The organism is Aquimarina macrocephali, assembly GCF_051627225.1.
Taxonomy (GTDB): domain Bacteria; phylum Bacteroidota; class Bacteroidia; order Flavobacteriales; family Flavobacteriaceae; genus Aquimarina; species Aquimarina macrocephali.
The window spans coordinates 2,708,891-2,726,910 of the sequence record NZ_CP151795.1; the positions used below are offsets into that span (position 1 = coordinate 2,708,891).

Genomic DNA, 18,020 nt, shown 5'->3' on the forward strand with positions numbered 1-18,020 from the left:
CTTAGAAAAATACACCTACGAATGGAACATAGGCATTTCCGTATATACTTTTATCGGTATCATAAAGGAGATCATAACGAATACCAACACTTATATTGCCTATGCGATAACCTGCACCAATAAATAATGACGGATACCAATACTCTTCTTTGAGATCTACTGTGTTTTCAATTTCAAGAGTTCTCGAAACCCCCATTTCCTGAAACTCAAGAGAGAGACGAATTTCTCGTATTGGGCTATAAAAAGCGAGTAAACTTCCCCCATAATTAGTTGCGGTAAAATTATTGGATTCGATATACCCAAAACTAATTCCTATTCCTGCAGCAAATTGTTCATTAAAATTATACAACGCTGATGGCTCGATTACTCCACTAAAAGTATCATTACCAACACCGATTCCCAGATTGCCTCCAAAACTAATGTTGGACCAAAAATCATTGTTTTGAGAATAACTTTTTTGTAAGGAAAATAGAATTGAAAGAACTAAGACAACGATTTTAATATTTTGATGAACATTTACTTTCATTGTTAATTTTATGAAAAATTATAAGATAAATATAAATAATTCGATACCTAATATACCGTAATTATTGTATTTTTGTGGCGTTTTATTATTTAAAAGACAGTTGAATACTTACATATGGATAAATATTCATTTTTAAATGCGGCTAATACCGCATTTTTTGCAGATTTATACGATCAATATTTACAGAGCCCTGATAGTGTAGAACCCAGTTGGAGGGCATTTTTTCAAGGATTTGATTTTGGGTTAGAAAGCGCTAATAGTTTAGGAGAAACTATGTATGTTGATCAAGCACCAGGTGAAACTGTTGCCATTCCCCAAAATGTTCAAAAAGAATTTCAGGTAGTTCGATTAATAGATGGGTATAGAACTCGAGGGCATTTGTTTACCAAAACAAACCCGGTAAGAGAGCGAAGAAAATATATCCCAACATTAGCTTTAGAAAATTTTGGATTAAGTCAAGGTGATCTTAATACGGTTTTTAATGCAGGAGAAATTATTGGGATAGGACCCAGTACGCTAAGTAATATTATTGTTCTTCTAGAACAAATATACTGTGATTCTGTTGGTATCGAATATATGTATATTCGTGACCCCGAAGAACGAGAATGGATACAAGCTAGGGTTAATTTTAATACTAATAGAACTAAATTCTCTGTAGAACAAAAGAAACATATCCTTAGAAAATTAAATCAAGCAGTTTCATTCGAAAGCTTTTTACATACTAAATATGTTGGACAAAAACGATTCTCTCTCGAAGGAGGAGAATCTCTTATTCCTGCCCTTGATGCATTAGTAGAAAAGGCAGCCAATTTAGGAGTAAAAGAATTTGTAATGGGTATGGCACACCGTGGTCGTTTAAGTACACTTACAAATATTTTTGGAAAAAGCCCAAAAGATATCTTTAGCGAATTTGATGGAAAAGACTATGAAGAAGCAGTATTTGATGGAGATGTAAAATACCATCTGGGTTGGACTTCTAAACGAGAATCGGATTCTGGAAAAGCGATTAATATGAATATTGCTCCAAATCCATCGCATTTAGAAACGGTAGGTGCTGTGGTAGAAGGAATAACCAGAGCAAAACAAGATACGCATTATAAAGAAGATATTTCTCAGGTATTACCAATAGTAGTTCATGGAGACGCGGCTGTAGCAGGACAAGGACTAGTTTATGAGATTGTTCAAATGGCTCAGCTAGATGGATATAAAACCGGAGGAACTATACATATAATAGTAAATAATCAAATTGGGTTTACCACCAACTATCTGGATGCGCGTTCATCGACATATTGTACTGATGTTGGAAAAGTTACCTTATCTCCTGTTTTACATGTAAATGCAGATGATGCAGAAGCAGTAGTTCATGCAACTAATTTTGCATTAGATTTTAGAATGAACTTTGGCCGTGACGTATTTATAGATTTACTTGGGTATCGTAAATATGGACATAATGAAGGAGATGAACCACGCTTTACCCAGCCTAAGTTGTATAAGGCTATTGCCAAACACAATAACCCGAGAGATATTTATGCAGAAAAACTGGTTTCTGAAGGTATTATAGATAAAGACCATGTTGCAAAACTTGAAAAAGAATATAAAGCATCTCTTGAAGAAGAGTTAGAGGATTCTCGTAAGCAGGAAAAAACTGCGATAACTCCATTTATGCAAGATGAATGGGCTGGTTTTGAAAGAGTACAAGAAGATAAAATGATGGAAGTAGTTGATACTACTTATCCAAAAGATAAACTTACCGAAATAGCAGAAGTTATTACCAGGCTTCCTTCGGAGAAAAAATTTCTTCGTAAAATAGAGAAAATAGTAAATGACCGACATAAAAGATTCTTTGATACAGACCAGTTAGATTGGGCAATGGGAGAGCTATTAGCTTATGGCTCTTTGTTAAAAGAAGGATATGATGTTAGAATGAGCGGGCAAGATGTAGAACGAGGAACGTTCTCGCATAGACATGCTGTTATTAAAGTAGAAGATAGTGAAGAAGAGGTAGTATTACTAAATAATCTAAAAGGAGATCAGTCAGATTTTTATATCTATAATTCATTATTGTCAGAGTATGGAGTAGTAGGATTTGATTATGGGTATGCGATGGCAAGTCCAAAAACTTTAACTATTTGGGAAGCACAATTTGGAGATTTTAGTAATGGTGCACAGATTATGCTGGATCAGTATATTTCTTCTGCAGAAGATAAGTGGAAGTTACAAAATGGTTTGGTGATGTTGTTACCACATGGTTATGAAGGGCAAGGAGCAGAACACTCTTCGGCTCGTATGGAGCGATATCTTCAACTTTGTGCAAAAGATAATATGTTTGTAGCAGATGTAACAACGCCTGCTAATTTGTTTCATTTGCTACGTAGGCAAATGAAAGCAAAATACCGTAAACCTTTAATTGTATTTACACCAAAGAGTTTGTTACGTCACCCTAAAGTACATTCTTCTGTAGATGAATTTGTTAACGGAAAGTTTCATACAGTATTAGATGATCCCGATGCAAAAGCGACAGCTGTAAAAACACTGGTTTTTTGTACTGGTAAATTCTATTATGATTTATTAGAGGAAAAAGAAAAACTAGGAAGGAAAGATGTTGCTTTGGTAAGAATAGAGCAATTATTCCCTTTACCAGCGGCAGAAATGGATGCTATGATTAAAAAATATAAAGCAGATGAAGTGGTTTGGGCACAAGAAGAACCGCGCAATATGGGAGCGTTAAGTCATATGTTAATGAACTATGATGAAGCAAAAATATTTAGATTTGCAAGTAGAAGATCATATGGAGCTCCTGCAGCTGGGAGTGCAACCAGATCGAAAAGAAGACATCAACAAGTAATTGATTATGTATTTGATAAAACAAAGAATAATCAAAGAAGATAAAATTTAGTAAATAAGTAAGTATAGTTAAAAATTTCCGAAGGAAATTATACAAAGGATAAATTCAGAATTATGGCTTTAGAAATGAAAGTCCCATCACCGGGAGAATCTATTACAGAAGTAGAAATAGCTCAATGGCTTGTTGAGACTGGTGATTATGTCGAAAAAGATCAGGCAATTGCCGAAGTAGACAGTGATAAAGCAACCTTAGAATTACCCGCAGAGGTAAGTGGAGTTATCACACTTATGGCAGAAGAAGGTGATGCGGTAGCAGTAGGTCAAGTAGTGTGTCTTATTGATACAGAAGCGGCCAAACCCGAAGGTAGTGCTGCTAAATCAGCTCCTGCTAAAGAAACTCCAAAAGTAGAGGAGAAAAAAGAAGAAACTCCTGCTAAGACAGAAACATATGCTACAGGAACCGCTTCTCCTGCAGCTAAAAAAGTACTTACCGAGAAAGGTATAGATGCTAGTCAGGTAAAAGGAACAGGCCGAGACGGGCGTATTACTAAAGCTGATGCATTAGATGCAAAACCAGCATTGGGAACTCCTGGACTTGGAAGTAGGGGAGAGTCGCGTCATAAATTATCAATGCTTCGTCGTAAAGTAGCAGAACGTTTGGTTTCAGTTAAAAATGAAACAGCAATGCTTACTACGTTTAACGAAGTAGATATGCAACCTATTTTTAATCTTCGTAGTCAGTATAAAGAAACATTTAAAAGTAAACATGGAGTAAGTTTAGGATTCATGTCTTTCTTTACTCTTGCATGTGTACGAGCATTAAAAATGTACCCATCTGTAAATTCGATGATCGATGGTAAAGAAATGATTTCTTTTGATTTTCAAGATATTAGTATTGCTGTTTCAGGCCCTAAAGGGCTAATGGTACCTGTGATTCGTAATGCAGAAAATCTAAGTTTCAGAGGAGTAGAATCAGAAGTAAAACGATTAGCAATCCGAGCACGAGATGGTCAGATTACTGTTGATGAAATGACAGGAGGGACTTTTACTATTACTAATGGTGGAGTTTTTGGTAGTATGTTATCTACGCCAATTATTAATCCCCCACAGAGTGCTATCTTAGGGATGCATAATATTGTAGAGCGCCCAATTGTAAGAGATGGACAAATTGTAGTAGCACCTATTATGTATGTGGCATTATCTTATGATCATAGAATTATCGATGGTAAAGAATCTGTAGGATTCCTTGTAGCGGTAAAAGAAGCATTAGAAAACCCAGAAGAGTTACTAATGGATAATAATGTAACTAAAACTTTAGAATTATAATAAAGTATTTTTAGTATAAAACAAAAGTGCCTCAATTATATAATTGAGGCACTTTTGTTTTGAGAAATTTAAAACAGAAACCTGTAGTTTAGTATATAGGATTTATTATGAGACGCCTTGCATTATTACTCTTAATTTCTATACAGTTTGATACTTTTTAAAAGTTCTTGAGAGAATAACTATAGCATTATCAATTTCTTGTTTGGTAGTGTTTTTACCTACAGAAAACCGGAATGTTCCTTTGGCGTATTCATAATCAGATAAAGTTGATTTGAGTATATTAGATAAATTGGTTGTACCAGAATGACAAGCAGAACCTGCAGATATAGCTATTTCATTTCTTATACTGAATATAACTGCATTCGAATCAATATTTCTAAAGCTGATATTAAGAGTGTTGGGTAAAGTTTTTTGTAAATCTCCATTTATAAAAGTATCTAAATTTAGATTATTTAATTGTTCTAATAAATAATTCCTCATCATTTGCATTTGCACAGTATTTGTGTCAAATTCTTGAAGAGCTATTTCAGAAGCTTTACCTAAACCAGCTATGTACATTGTGTTTTCGGTTCCTGGGCGTTTATTAAATTCATGACCTGCACCATGCATTAATTTATGCAAAGAGGTTCCGTTTTTGATGTATAATGCGCCAATACCTTTTGGAGCATAAAATTTGTGACCTGCAATGGTTAATAAATCCACGTTTAGATCGATAACGTTAGCTGTTATTTTCCCTATCGACTGTGAAGCATCTGTATGAAAAAGAATATTGTGTTTCTTTGCGATTTCACCTATTTCCCGTATTGGTTGTATACTACCAATTTCATTATTAGAATGCATAATAGAAATTAAAATAGTTTCTGGTAATATTGCTTTTTCGATTTTATTGCTATCAACAATTCCGTTTTTGTCAACATCTATATAAGTAATTTTGAATCCTTGACCTTCTAGGTGTTTGCAAACTTCTAGTACAGCGGGATGTTCTATTGATGAGGTGATGATGTGATTCCCTTTTGTTTTATGGGCCAATGCTGTACCAATAATGGCATGATTATTTGATTCTGTTCCACCACTAGTGAATATGATTTCTTCGGGAGTAGCTCCTACTAGATTTGCTACTTGTTTACGGGCTTTTTCAATGGCTTCTTTTGCTTTTATTCCTTGAGTATTAATACTAGAGGGGTTTCCGTAATGATTAGTTAAAAAAGGTAACATTACTTCTGCTACTCTAGAATCGACTGGTGTAGAAGCGTTGTGGTCTAAATATATAAATGCTGTATCCATGTTATGTCATCCTTATTTTGATAATGATTGATGATACTATAGTTAATACTCCTATTGCAATTATTGTAATATCTACTTCAAAAAATTGAGCCATAATAATTGTCAATAATGCACCAAAAGCGTAACCTAAATCTCTCCATAATCTAAAAACTCCTATACTTTGGGCTCTTTGACTGGGGTGTGTAAAACTTGCGATGGCAGATAAAAAGGTTGGATATACAATGGCAGTTCCCGCTCCTAAGATCGACGAGAGTATAAGGAATTGAATAAAAGATGATGTCCAAAACATCAAAATTAATGCAATACCTTGTAACACCATCCCTGTGAATAACATCATTTTTTTGTTGTAATGATCAGATAATGTTCCGGTTACTAATTGTCCGATACCCCATATAGCAGGATATATGGCTACAATGATTGCGATGTTTTTTAAACTAAAGCCTCTATTAGCCAGGATAATTGGAAGTATTCCCCAGATCATGCCGTCGTTTAGGTTGTTAATAAATCCTGCTTGTGAAATAGATCCTAGATTATTGTTCCTCCAGGTGGTGTCCCAAAAAATATTTGGGAGAGGTTTTATATCATTTGTTTTTGTTTCTACAGCAACATGTTTTGCAGTGTCTTTTATGAAAAAAATACTAATTAGTAAACCCAATACAACAAAGCCTATACCTTGGTAAAAAGGATACGGGCGTAAACCATATTCAGAAGCTATCCATCCTGTAGTGAATGCAACCAGAGCGATAGAAAAATATCCAAAAGACTCGTTAAGTCCCATGGCTAATCCGCGGTGTTTTTCTCCCACTAAGTCGATTTTCATTACTACGGTGCTTGACCAGGTTAGTCCTTGATTAATTCCTAATAATACATTAGCAAAAATAATCCAGTTCCAATGTTGGGCATGGATTAAGATAAACGGAATAGGAATAGCTATTAACCATCCAATAATCAATAAATTTTTGCGCCCGATGCTATTTGCTAATACTCCTGTAAAATAATTGGTAATGGCTTTTGTTATCCCAAAGACAATTATAAATGATAGTACTATAGAAGTAGCAATAATAGAGAATTCTTCTTCGGCCAATTTTGGAAGTATAGTACGTTCTAATCCTACCATTCCTCCAACAAAAGCATTTACAATCAACAAAAGTGTAAATTGCCTCCAATTTTCTTTTAACCCTAATTGTATGTTTTTTTCTTCCATTTGGTTATGATTAACTTGTTTTATGAAGTGTATTAAGAAATGGCACAACGATTAGCACCTGCCTCCAGTTCAATTAAATCTGCTCCTTTTGCACTTCCTTTTATATTTAGTTTTACTATTTCTTCATAATTTGGGGGAGTTTCAGGGATTTTTTGCAATAGGTTATCAATAAAACCTTCCTTATCGAGTTGCAATACATTCACATTATTTTTGATGTCCTCGAGGTTACTGCATACCATATTTTCATCAAATGAAACAGGATGACTAATATGACCAGGATAAACAATGAGTGAACTTTGAAGTGTAACTAATTTTTGCAGTGATTGATACAGTAAACTGGCTTTTTGTTTTGCAATTTCTTTTGTGGCTTTTAAATCGGGTCTTCCAACACCTGTTGTAAATAGGGTGTCTCCAGAGAATAAGGATTCGTTATTTACCAAGTAAGAATAGCTTTCATGTGTATGTCCAGGTGTATGAATTGCCTTAAGCTTAGCATTCCCAAAGTTAAGAATAGTGCCATCTACAATTGGCTCAAACTTATACGTTACTATATTCTGATTAGGAAGTAGTAAAATAGCATTGGATTTCTCTGCTAACTGTTTTCCTCTCGAAAAATGATCTGCATGGATATGAGTATCTATAACATATTTTATTTTCCAATTATTTTGTTGAACGATATTGGTATAAACTTTAGAGTCTATAGAAGCATCAATAATTATAACTTCTCCATTGTTTTCTAAAATATAAGATAGACAGCCTTTTCCTGTTCTTCGAATTTGAATGATTGTTGTTTCTTTGCTGTCTTTTGTTTGTGCTGTATTCCATGCGGTTGTCCATTCACGCATTCCGCCTTCTAAAGAATATGCTTTTATTCCTCTGTCTTGAAGTTGTTCTGCAGCTATTAAACTGGTTTTTCCGGCACTACAAACCGTTACAACTGGTATGTCTTTGGAAAAATTAATGTCTGAAAATAGATTTTTTTCCCCTGCTTTTAGTTGAGTGTATACATCTACAAAATCACTCTCGGGAATTTTCCACTCTTCCCGCTCTTCTTTTGGTCTTACATCTAAAATTTGAATAGGAACCTTGTTTTCTAATAAAATTCTGAGATCTGCTACTTTGATAGTTTTTGTGTTTTTTAAGTTCATCGTACTCTTTTTTTAGTTAACAGGTAATCCTTTTTGTTTCCACTCTAAGACTTCTTCCTGAAGACGAATTGCATCATAGCCGTTTTCCTGTAGATATTGAACCGCTTCATCCGCAAAGACACATAAAGGACCTCTGCAATACACTATTATTTGTTGGCTTTTTGGTAACTGAGTTATATTGTCTTTGAGTAATTCTATAGGTATAGATTTTGCATTTGCAATAGCTTCTTTTTTAAATTCTTTTTCAGGCCTAACATCTAAAAAGTATAAGTCATCAAAATTGCTATTTGCTACTATTTCATCAATGTTGATAGAGGATACTGCTGCGAATTTCTCTTGTTTAAAGTTTTGTAGAGTTGCTTGTATTTCGAGACTGTTTTGTAGGCTAAAGCTCTGTAGAGAATTCCAAAGCGTATACACATTTTTGTTGGATAAAGAATAAATCACATAATGCCCATTCTTTGTGGTTTTAAGAAGTTTCACCTTTTTAAGTACTTGTAGATGTTGTGATGCGTTGGCGATTGATACTCCTATCTCATCTGCAATTTGCTCTACAGAATAATCGTCTTGAGATATAAGATTAAGGATCCGAAGTCTATAGGGATTTGCTAAAGCTTTTGCGACATTAGCAATCTCTTGGTAAATACTGTTTTTAAATTCTTGTTTGTTCATTATAAATTCAATTATTCAACAAATATATTGAATAATTGAATTAAAACAATTTTTTAACACATTTTTTTGATAATCAGCTGATTGTAACTCTTAAAAAAAGAGAAATTAATTTATGTTTTTTGCTGATGTCTATGTAGATTAAGAGATAATTATAGTTTTACGTAATGCCACTAGAGCATTTTTTTTAAGGAATAATTTACATGTGAGAAGTCTTGACCAATAAAAAAAACCGGTAAATCAATTAAAATATTATGGTTTTTGGGAATAAGTAGATGTTCGTTTGGTTATTAGGAATAACTATAGCACCATCTTATCATAATGAATAATTGTATGGTATCCTTTTTTCTTAAAGTATTCCATTTCTGAAGAATTTCCGGTAACCAAAACAAAATCACCTCCCCAGCCGCCAAGACTTTTAATACTACCTGGATAATCAGAGAATAAGGTAGACTTTACTGTGGGAGTTTTAATGATTTTAGAAATAATTTCTTCGTGCAAATCTATTAGTGTATTAAACTCCTCTAGCGTAGGACAATCTAATATTTTAGAAGTAATTTCATTTACCGCTACTTCTGCATTATCAAAATCTTTTAAAGGTAATGCCTGATAGTGTTTAATAGAAGCTTTACTATCCTGTTTTTGATTTAGGTAGACAAAAAAAATATTTTCTTTAAAAGGAGGGTCAAAATTAGCAGTTTTTACTGTAGGATTACCTTCATTACGTTTGTATAAAATAGGAGAGTCATGCTGTGCACATGCGATATCATATCCACTACCTCCAAAGCTTTTTTCAAGTAAAGCAAATGCATCTACTTTTGCCCACTGTGCAATATTGTTAATTAATGTAGAAGAAGATCCAAGCCCCCACTGTCTATGAAACTCTAATCTGCTTTCTATACGATATCCTTTTTCAGGGGAAAGAAAATTAGGATTTAATTCTTTTGCGGCAGTAAGAATATCAATAAGAATAGTAGAGATGTTATTTTCTTTAATATTATCCTGAGTAGACTTAAAGGTATTACCTTCTAAGATTAAATTAGTCTCAAACCAACAGTTTCCTTCTTCATCAAAGCTTTTCCATATAATTTCAGAGGCATCACTTTCTTCAATTAACAACCATTGTCCTTTTTTGGTAGGTATAGCTAAGGCACATGCTCCATCCAATACCAAATATTCGGATGTAAGCAATAATTTACCATGACTATAAAAGGATTTTTTCATTTAAGCTCTTAGTTTTTCAATCTGTGTTACCACTTCATTATGGGTAACAGCATTTGTTTCAAAATATTTTATAAGCTGTTTTTTTTCGTCTTCTGTGGCTTTAAATTGATTAAGGATATTCATCAGGTGCATTTTCATGTGTCCTTGTTGGATTCCTGTTGTAATTAATGAATTTATGGCTGCAAAATTTTGAGCAAGTCCTGCTACAGCTGTTATTTCCATTAATTTTTTGGCATTAGGTTTTTCAAGAAGCTGCAATGCCAATTTTACTAAAGGGTGAAGTGAAGTTAAGCCACCAACAGTACCTAGTGCAAGAGGTAATTTAATAGAGAAAGTGAAAATATCATTTTGTATTTCTGCGTGAGTAAGACTGGTGTATTTTCCATTTCTTGATGCATAAGCATGTGCTCCTGCTTCGATTGCTCTAAAATCATTCCCTGTAGCTAATACTACTGCATCGATACCATTCATGATTCCTTTATTGTGTGTTACTGCACGGTAAGGTTCAACTTCGGCAATACGTACTGCTCTCACAAATTTTTTGGCATATTGCAGAGAAGAAAGCGATGTAGTGCTAGGTAAATCCTTTATGTCACAAGATACAGATGCTTTTACCAAACACTGCGGAACATAATTGGAGAGAATACTCATAATAATCTCAATATCTTTTTCGGGAGTAGAAAAACTATGATATTCTTTTGCTTCTGTAACCATTGTTTTTGCAAACTGTTCCAGACAGGAGTTAATAAAATTAGCTCCCATAGCATCAACCGTCTCAAAAGTGCAATGCAATTGGTAATAGTTGTCAATTTCTGTTGTTTTGTCACGAAGCTCTATATCAATTACTCCACCACCTCGTTTTTCCATATTCTTAGTTATATGGGATGCAGATGTTAATAGCTTGGATTTAACTATAGAGAAAAATTGTTGCAGTTTTTCAGAGTTTCCGACATATGTAAAATGCACCTGTCCAACTTTTATAGATGATAGCACTTCGGCTTTAAAACCACCACGTGTTTGCCAAAATTTAGCAGCTTTACTTGCTGCAGCAACCACAGAACTTTCTTCGATGGTCATAGGCAGCGTATACCGCTTATCATTAATAAGAAAATTTGGTGCTACCGAAAAAGGCAGGTAATAATTAGAAATAGTGTTTTCGGTGAATTCATCATGAAGCTGTTGAAGTCCCTCATCAGAATTCCAATAGGTTACTAAAGTGTCTACTGCATTTTGATCATCATTAAAATGGTGTTTTGCTAACCATTTGATTTTATCAGCTTTAGAGAGTTTAGAAAACCCAGAAACTACAGGTGCCATTATGTTTGTTGTTATTAGTGGCTTCAAATATACTATTCTGTTTTGTCATACACATAGGGAAATGATTTTTGATATATCAAAAGCATTACTCTAGATGTGTTGATTTAGATATGAAATTGAGAAATAGAGATTTTTTAAGATTAATATTTTAGACAATAAACAGGTGTAAATGATTGTTTTATGAGCTTTGTGTTGGTTAGTAATTGCGTAAATATACTTGTTTGCAAATAATGAAATAAGCAGGCAAAACTCTAGATGTTATTGATAATATGATAAAAAAAACACGTATGATTTTATGATTTTATTGTATTTAACAGCAATTGTTGTATTTTTCACGGATTTTTGAGTATTCTTGGCGTCAACAATTTTTAAAATTATATCATATGAAAATTACAAAATTGTTTTTTACGATTACAATTTTTATAGGGCTTGTAACATCAGCACAAGACAAAGCTTTTACTTTACAGGAAATTTGGGGGGGAACTTTCAGAACAGAAGGGCTGCAATCATTGCATTCTATGAAGAATGGGATCGAATATTCGGTTATAGAAAAGGATGCGGTTTCTGGAGCAATTAATATTGAGGTCTATTCATATGAAACTGGTGAAAAAGTAAGAACCTTAATAAGTACTGCTTCTATTGATGACCTATCTACGTTTCAAGGATATTCTTTTAGTAAAGATGAAAATAGAGTTTTACTTTCTAGTGGGCTAGAGCAGATATATCGTCGTTCTTCAAAAGGGATTTATCATGTTTATGATGTTCCTTCTAAAGGTATTTTTAAAGTCAGTGATAAAAAAATACAATCTCCTATGTTATCTCCAGATGGAAATAAGATAGCTTACATTCTGGATAATAATATTTATATGCTAAATTTTGTGACCGGACAGGAAGTGCAATTAACAGATGATGGTAAGAAAAATGAAATAATCAACGGGATTACAGATTGGGTGTATGAAGAAGAGTTTTCGTTTGTTAGAGCCTTTGATTGGAGTGTGGATAGTAACAAAATTGCATTTTTGCGATTTGATGAAAGAGAAGTGCCTGAGTTTTCTATGGATGTTTATGGTAAAGATTTATATCAAAAACAAGAGGTTTTTAAATACCCTAAAGCAGGAGAGAAGAATGCAAAAGTCTCCCTGTATGTAGCAGATATTAGTGCAATGGCATTAGACGAAATTAAACTAGGCGATTATAAAGATTTTTATATCCCTAGAATAAAATGGACAGCAAATCCAGATATTTTGAGCGTACAGGTAATGAACAGGCATCAAAATAATCTGGATTTAATTTTTGTAGACGCCAAGACCAAAGCTACAAAAGTTGTACTTAATGAAAAAGATGATGCTTATATAGATATTACAGATAATCTTACATTCTTAGACGATAATAGCTTTATATGGACTAGCGAAAAAGATGGATATAATCATATATATCATCACGCAGCAACTGGTGAATTGGTAAATCAGGTTACCAAAGGACCTTGGGAAGTAACTAGTTATTATGGTTATAATAAAAAGAATAAAACTATATACTATCAAAGTGTAGAGAACGGAAGTATCAATAGAGATATTTATAGTGTTACTTTGGATGGAAAAGATAAAAAGCGATTAAGTCAAAAAGATGGAACTAATGATGCAGACTTTAGTGCAGATTTTAGTTTATATATTAATTACTTTTCTAATGCGACTACTCCTTATGAGTATTCGCTAAATGATGGCAAGACAGGAAAAGTTGTTCGTGAAATCAAGAATAACAAAGGGCTGCTAGAGAAACTGGCAAAATACGATGTAAGACCAAAGGAGTTTTCTACTATAGAAGTTAATGGAGAACAATTAAATACCTGGATGATCAAGCCCAAAGATTTTGATCCAAAGAAAAAATATCCATTGTTTATGTATCAGTATTCTGGACCAGGATCTCAATCGGTAAAGAATTCCTGGCATAGAGCAAATGATTATTGGTATATGATGTTGGCACAACAGGGATATATTGTTGTTTGTGTTGATGGTAAAGGAACTGGCTTAAAAGGCGCCAAGTTTAAAAAAGCTACTCAAAATGATCTAGGAAATCTAGAGGTTCTGGATCAGGTTGCTGCTGCAAAGCATTTTGGAGCATTAGAGTATATAGATGCATCCCGAATTGGGATCTGGGGATGGAGTTACGGAGGTTTTATGTCTAGTAATTGTTTGTTTAAAGCTCCGGATACTTTTAAAATGGCAATTGCTGTGGCTCCGGTTACGAGTTGGAGATTTTATGATACCATTTATACGGAACGATATTTGATGACTCCTCAGGAGAATGCAAAAGGATATGACGATAATTCGCCTATTAATTTTGTGAATGGATTAAAAGGAAAATTCTTATTAGTACATGGTAGTGCAGATGATAATGTGCATGTTCAAAATACAATGCAATTGGTTGAAGCATTGATACAAGCAAATAAAGATTTTGATTGGGCAATTTATCCCGATAAAAACCATGGAATTTACGGTGGTAATACTAGATTACATTTATATAATAAGATGACTAACTTCATTAAAAACAACTTATAATTAATTAAACAAACACAATGGCAAATACAGTTAAAGCAGCTCATCAGAAAGAGCTTTTTGGGCATCCGGTGGGATTATACATTTTATTTTTTACAGAAATGTGGGAACGCTTTTCATACTATGGTATGAGAGCAATTTTTGTGTTATATCTAACAGCTAAAACCGTGGATGAAAATGCAGGTTTAGGTTGGTCATCTGGAGAAGCTTTAGCACTGTATGGATGGTATACGATGTTGGTTTATGTAGCATCAATTCCTGGAGGATGGATTGCAGATAAATTTCTGGGACAAAAAAAATCAGTTTTAGTCGGAGGGATTTTATTGGTTGCAGGACACAGTATTTTGGCTGTTGAAGAAATGTGGGCATGGTATTCTGGTCTTGGCTTAATCATAGCAGGAGTAGGAATGCTAAAACCTAATATTTCGACTATGGTAGGAGGTTTGTATAAACAAGGAGATATACGAAGAGATAAAGGATTTACTATTTTTTATATAGGAATTAATGTTGGCGCATTTTTATCAAGTTTAATAGTTGGATATGTAGGAGAAGTACATGGATGGCATTACGGTTTTGGTCTTGCAGGAATAGGAATGGCATTGGGATTATTACAATACCTACTAGGTCAAAAATACCTTGGGGAAGTAGGTAACTTTTTAGGAGCTTCTGAAAAAGAAGAAGATAAAGAAGCAATGAAAAAACCATTAACTAAGATCGAAAAAGATAGGATTGTTGTCTTGTTTATTTCATTTCTTTTAGTGATCGTTTTTTGGGGAGCTTTTGAGCAAGCAGGAGGATTAATGAATATCTACGCCAAAGAAAAAACAAATAGAATGCTAATGGGTTGGGAAGTTCCTGCTTCATGGTTTCAATCTCTAAATGCCATGTTTATAATTTTCTTGGGAACCACTATAGCTTGGTACTGGGCGAATAGAAAACTAAAAGGAAAAGTTTCAAGTTCTTTATTTAAGATGATTATAGGGCTTATTATTATGGGAACCGGATTCTTTTTCATGACAGCTGCATCTATGGAGTTTAACTCTGATGGATCTTCTGCAATGTATTGGTTAGTATTAGCATATTTATTTCATACTATTGGAGAACTATGTATATCACCTGTGGCATTGTCGTTTATTACAAAATTGGCTCCGGTTAAATATGGAGCATTAATGATGGGGGTATATTTTGCAATGACTGGTTTTGGAAATAAGCTGGCTGGTTTATTAGGAGAATCAGCAGAAAACCTTGGAGAGTTTACCATTTTTACAGGAATAGCCGTTTTTTGTGTGATCTTTGGATTACTCGTTATGATTTTTAGAAAAAAATTAGAAGTTCTAACACATGGTGTTGAAGATAGAGAAGGAACTATACATGAAGAAGCTGAAGGTTTTGAATTAGCAGATAACTCATAAAATAATATCATGACGGTTCAAGACGATTCAAATGACTTTAGTCTATTAGGTCATAAACCCGCATTATATGTATTATTCTTCACAGAAATGTGGGAACGCTTTTCGTACTACGGAATGCGCGCAATTTTTGTGTTATTTTTAACCTCTACTTTTGCAGATGGAGGTTGGGAATGGTCTAATGAAAGAGCACTGGCTCTTTTAGGAACATATACTTCTTTAGTTTATGTAACCCCCGTTATAGGAGGGTGGATTGCTGATAAATTTACAGGATATCAAAAAGCAGTTGCACTAGGTGCTCTGGTAATGACGCTGGGGCATGCTGCAATGGCATTAGAAACAGAAACTACACTGTATATAGGTGTAGGACTTTTAATCATAGGTAATGGTTTATTTAAACCAAATATTACATCGATTGTTAGTGGTCTGTATGATAAGTTTCCAGAAAGGAAAGATGGGGCTTTTACCATTTTTTATATGGGTGTAAACTCTGGTGGTTTTATAGGTGTTTTGCTTTGTGGCTTCTTAGGTGAGAATTTAAGTTGGGCATGGGGATTTGGTCTGGCTGGTATTTTTATGATGCTGGGAATGCTGCAGTTTTGGTTTGGTAGAAGTATTTTTGAGAATGTAGGAGTAGAACCATCTAAAAAAATAGATTTATCAGATGCTATTGAAAATATGACAGATGAAGTTGAAGAAAAAGTGCCTGCTCATGTTCAAAGAGACCGTTACATTGTTGTAGGGGTCTTAGCATTTTTTGTAGTATTCTTCTGGGCATCTTTTGAACAAGCCAGTGGATCTATGACTATTTTTGCAAATAAATTTACGCAACGTGTATTAAGTGGAAGTTCTGCATCAATATTTAAAATAGTAGACACATTAATAACGATCGTGCCTTTAGGAGTTATCACCTGGGTTTTATTTAAACTGTTTGCACAAACGTTTAAAAAAATATCATTATCCAATATTGTTTTAGGAGTAAGCTTCTTAAGTGTATGGGCAATTGCATTATGGAAACTTTCTGTAATTCTTCCACAGGAAACAACTGAAATTCCTGCATCCTGGTTTCTGATTCTGAACTCATTATTTATCATTACTCTAGCACCCTTATTTTCTAAAGTATGGGAAAGTAAGTATAACCCTTCTGCCACTGTGAAATTTGGACTAGGAATGATATTATTAGGTGTAGGGTTCGGAATGCTAGCATGGGGTTCTGCATCGATTCCTCAAGGAGCAAAAACTGCATCCGTTAGTTTAGTATGGTTGGTTGTGGCTTACTTACTGCATACTATGGGAGAATTATGTTTGTCCCCGGTAGGATTATCCTATGTTTCAAAATTAGTACCAGCAAAAAAAATAGGAATTATGTTTGGTCTATGGTATCTGGCTATTGCTATTGGTAATAAATTAGCTGGTTTTGTAGGGAGTTATATCGATGTAATTGTTAATAACTACTCGATGTCAGCTTTCTTTTTGATCTTTACTATAGTTCCGATAGTTGTTGGGATAATATTAATTTTAATTACTTCAAAAATGAAGAAAATGATGCATGGAGTGCATTAGTGTGTAATAAAATATATAACTTTACTTGCTTCCCAAAGGCAAATGAATTTTTAATAAGGAATGATTTTTGTTTCCGACTAGTTATAAAAATTTTGGATTTATGAAAAACCTACTTTTTATTTTTGGATTTCTATTATGCTGTTATGCTCAAGCACAAGAAATCAAATGGATGTCTATGAATGATGCTTTAGAGGCTCAGAAAAAAGAACCTAAAAAGATCTTTATGGATGTATATACAGATTGGTGTGGGCCTTGTAAGCTTCTGGATAAAAGAACTTTTCATAATAAAGATGTAGTTTCCTATGTAAATAAGAACTACTATGCAGTAAAGTTTAATGCAGAAGGAACAGAAGAAATAAAATACAATGATTTTACCTATACCAATCCAAATTATAATCCAGATAGGAAAGGAAGAAATAGTCAACATTTTTTTGCAAATGCGCTCAAAATAACTGGATATCCTAGTATGGTATTTTTTGATGAAAAAGGAAATCTTATTGCTCCTGTGGTGGGGTATAAAACACCACAACAATTAGAGATATACCTTAAGATGATCAATAATAATGATTATAAAAGGCTAACTAGTGCAGATGCATGGCAGAAATATGAACAGTCCTTTGTAAGTACTTTCGAAAATTAATATAGATTACTATACTTTTTAAAACTTCCTTTTTTGATCATATGATCAAAAAAGGAAGTTTTTTTATGAATGTAATGAACTATATAAAATACTCTTAATTTGCAGATTTGTGTATTTTGTCTTGTTTTTTAGTGTTTTTATCGTAAATTGACCACAATAACATTCAAATAGAATGTTTTTTTGTTTTTGTGAAGGATTTTTCTTTCAAACTCAAAGATTAAGAATGATTTTGAGATTAAGTTTGTATGTAACTATCTTTTGTACTCATAGAATTAAGTCAATTCGAAGTGCTTTAGTGTTAGCCCTAAAAAGAG

The 18,020-nt window shown here is 33.6% G+C and carries 13 protein-coding genes; 6 read left to right on the forward strand and 7 right to left on the reverse strand.

What is annotated here, in order from left to right:
- Position 1: 1 nt before the first annotated feature.
- Complete coding sequence (locus tag AAFU52_RS11730; RefSeq protein ID WP_024772435.1) at positions 2–526, reverse strand: hypothetical protein; 525 nt, start codon at positions 524–526, stop codon at positions 2–4.
- 114 nt (positions 527–640) lie between these two features.
- Here AAFU52_RS11730 and AAFU52_RS11735 point away from each other — a divergent pair, with 114 nt between their 5' ends.
- Positions 641–3,415 carry a 2-oxoglutarate dehydrogenase E1 component gene (locus AAFU52_RS11735; RefSeq protein WP_438426504.1) on the forward strand — a complete coding sequence of 925 codons (2,775 nt, stop codon included), beginning with the start codon at positions 641–643 and terminating at the stop codon, positions 3,413–3,415.
- A gap of 69 nt (positions 3,416–3,484) precedes the next feature.
- Positions 3,485–4,696, forward strand: a complete 1,212-nt coding sequence (gene odhB / locus AAFU52_RS11740) for a 2-oxoglutarate dehydrogenase complex dihydrolipoyllysine-residue succinyltransferase (protein ID WP_438426505.1) — start codon at positions 3,485–3,487, stop codon at positions 4,694–4,696.
- A 138-nt stretch (positions 4,697–4,834) separates the two neighbouring features.
- Here odhB and AAFU52_RS11745 read toward each other — a convergent pair whose 3' ends face one another.
- The 6 genes from AAFU52_RS11745 to AAFU52_RS11770 all read right to left on the reverse strand — a co-directional run bounded on the left by AAFU52_RS11745 (position 4,835) and on the right by AAFU52_RS11770 (position 11,542).
- Complete coding sequence (locus AAFU52_RS11745) at positions 4,835–5,980, reverse strand: cysteine desulfurase family protein (protein ID WP_438426506.1); 1,146 nt, start codon at positions 5,978–5,980, stop codon at positions 4,835–4,837.
- A gap of 1 nt (position 5,981) precedes the next feature.
- The gene (locus tag AAFU52_RS11750) at positions 5,982–7,184 is read right to left on the reverse strand and encodes an MFS transporter (protein WP_438426507.1); all 1,203 of its coding nucleotides are present in this window, start codon (positions 7,182–7,184) and stop codon (positions 5,982–5,984) included.
- Between the two features lie 32 nt (positions 7,185–7,216).
- On the reverse strand, positions 7,217–8,332 hold the full coding sequence (locus AAFU52_RS11755) for an MBL fold metallo-hydrolase (RefSeq protein WP_035093254.1): 1,116 nt from the start codon (positions 8,330–8,332) through the stop codon (positions 7,217–7,219).
- 12 nt (positions 8,333–8,344) lie between these two features.
- Positions 8,345–9,004: an ArsR/SmtB family transcription factor gene (locus AAFU52_RS11760; RefSeq protein WP_438426508.1), complete on the reverse strand. Its 660-nt coding sequence runs from the start codon at positions 9,002–9,004 to the stop codon at positions 8,345–8,347.
- A 297-nt stretch (positions 9,005–9,301) separates the two neighbouring features.
- Positions 9,302–10,225, reverse strand: a complete 924-nt coding sequence (locus tag AAFU52_RS11765; RefSeq protein ID WP_438426509.1) for a GYDIA family GHMP kinase — start codon at positions 10,223–10,225, stop codon at positions 9,302–9,304.
- Positions 10,226–11,542 carry a hydroxymethylglutaryl-CoA reductase, degradative gene (locus AAFU52_RS11770; protein ID WP_438426635.1) on the reverse strand — a complete coding sequence of 439 codons (1,317 nt, stop codon included), beginning with the start codon at positions 11,540–11,542 and terminating at the stop codon, positions 10,226–10,228. It abuts the gene before it with no gap.
- A gap of 383 nt (positions 11,543–11,925) precedes the next feature.
- Between AAFU52_RS11770 and AAFU52_RS11775 the strand changes: the two genes are divergently transcribed.
- The 4 genes from AAFU52_RS11775 (at position 11,926) to AAFU52_RS11790 (ending at position 17,706) form a co-directional block, all read left to right on the forward strand.
- On the forward strand, positions 11,926–14,097 hold the full coding sequence (locus tag AAFU52_RS11775) for a S9 family peptidase (protein ID WP_438426510.1): 2,172 nt from the start codon (positions 11,926–11,928) through the stop codon (positions 14,095–14,097).
- 17 nt (positions 14,098–14,114) lie between these two features.
- Positions 14,115–15,506 carry a peptide MFS transporter gene (locus tag AAFU52_RS11780; RefSeq protein WP_024772427.1) on the forward strand — a complete coding sequence of 464 codons (1,392 nt, stop codon included), beginning with the start codon at positions 14,115–14,117 and terminating at the stop codon, positions 15,504–15,506.
- 9 nt (positions 15,507–15,515) lie between these two features.
- Positions 15,516–17,066, forward strand: coding sequence for a peptide MFS transporter (locus tag AAFU52_RS11785; protein WP_438426511.1), 1,551 nt, complete (start codon positions 15,516–15,518; stop codon positions 17,064–17,066).
- Positions 17,067–17,166: 100 nt separating this feature from the next.
- A complete protein-coding gene (locus tag AAFU52_RS11790; RefSeq protein ID WP_438426512.1) occupies positions 17,167–17,706 on the forward strand; it encodes a thioredoxin family protein in 540 nt (179 codons plus the stop codon).
- Positions 17,707–18,020: the final 314 nt, after the last annotated feature.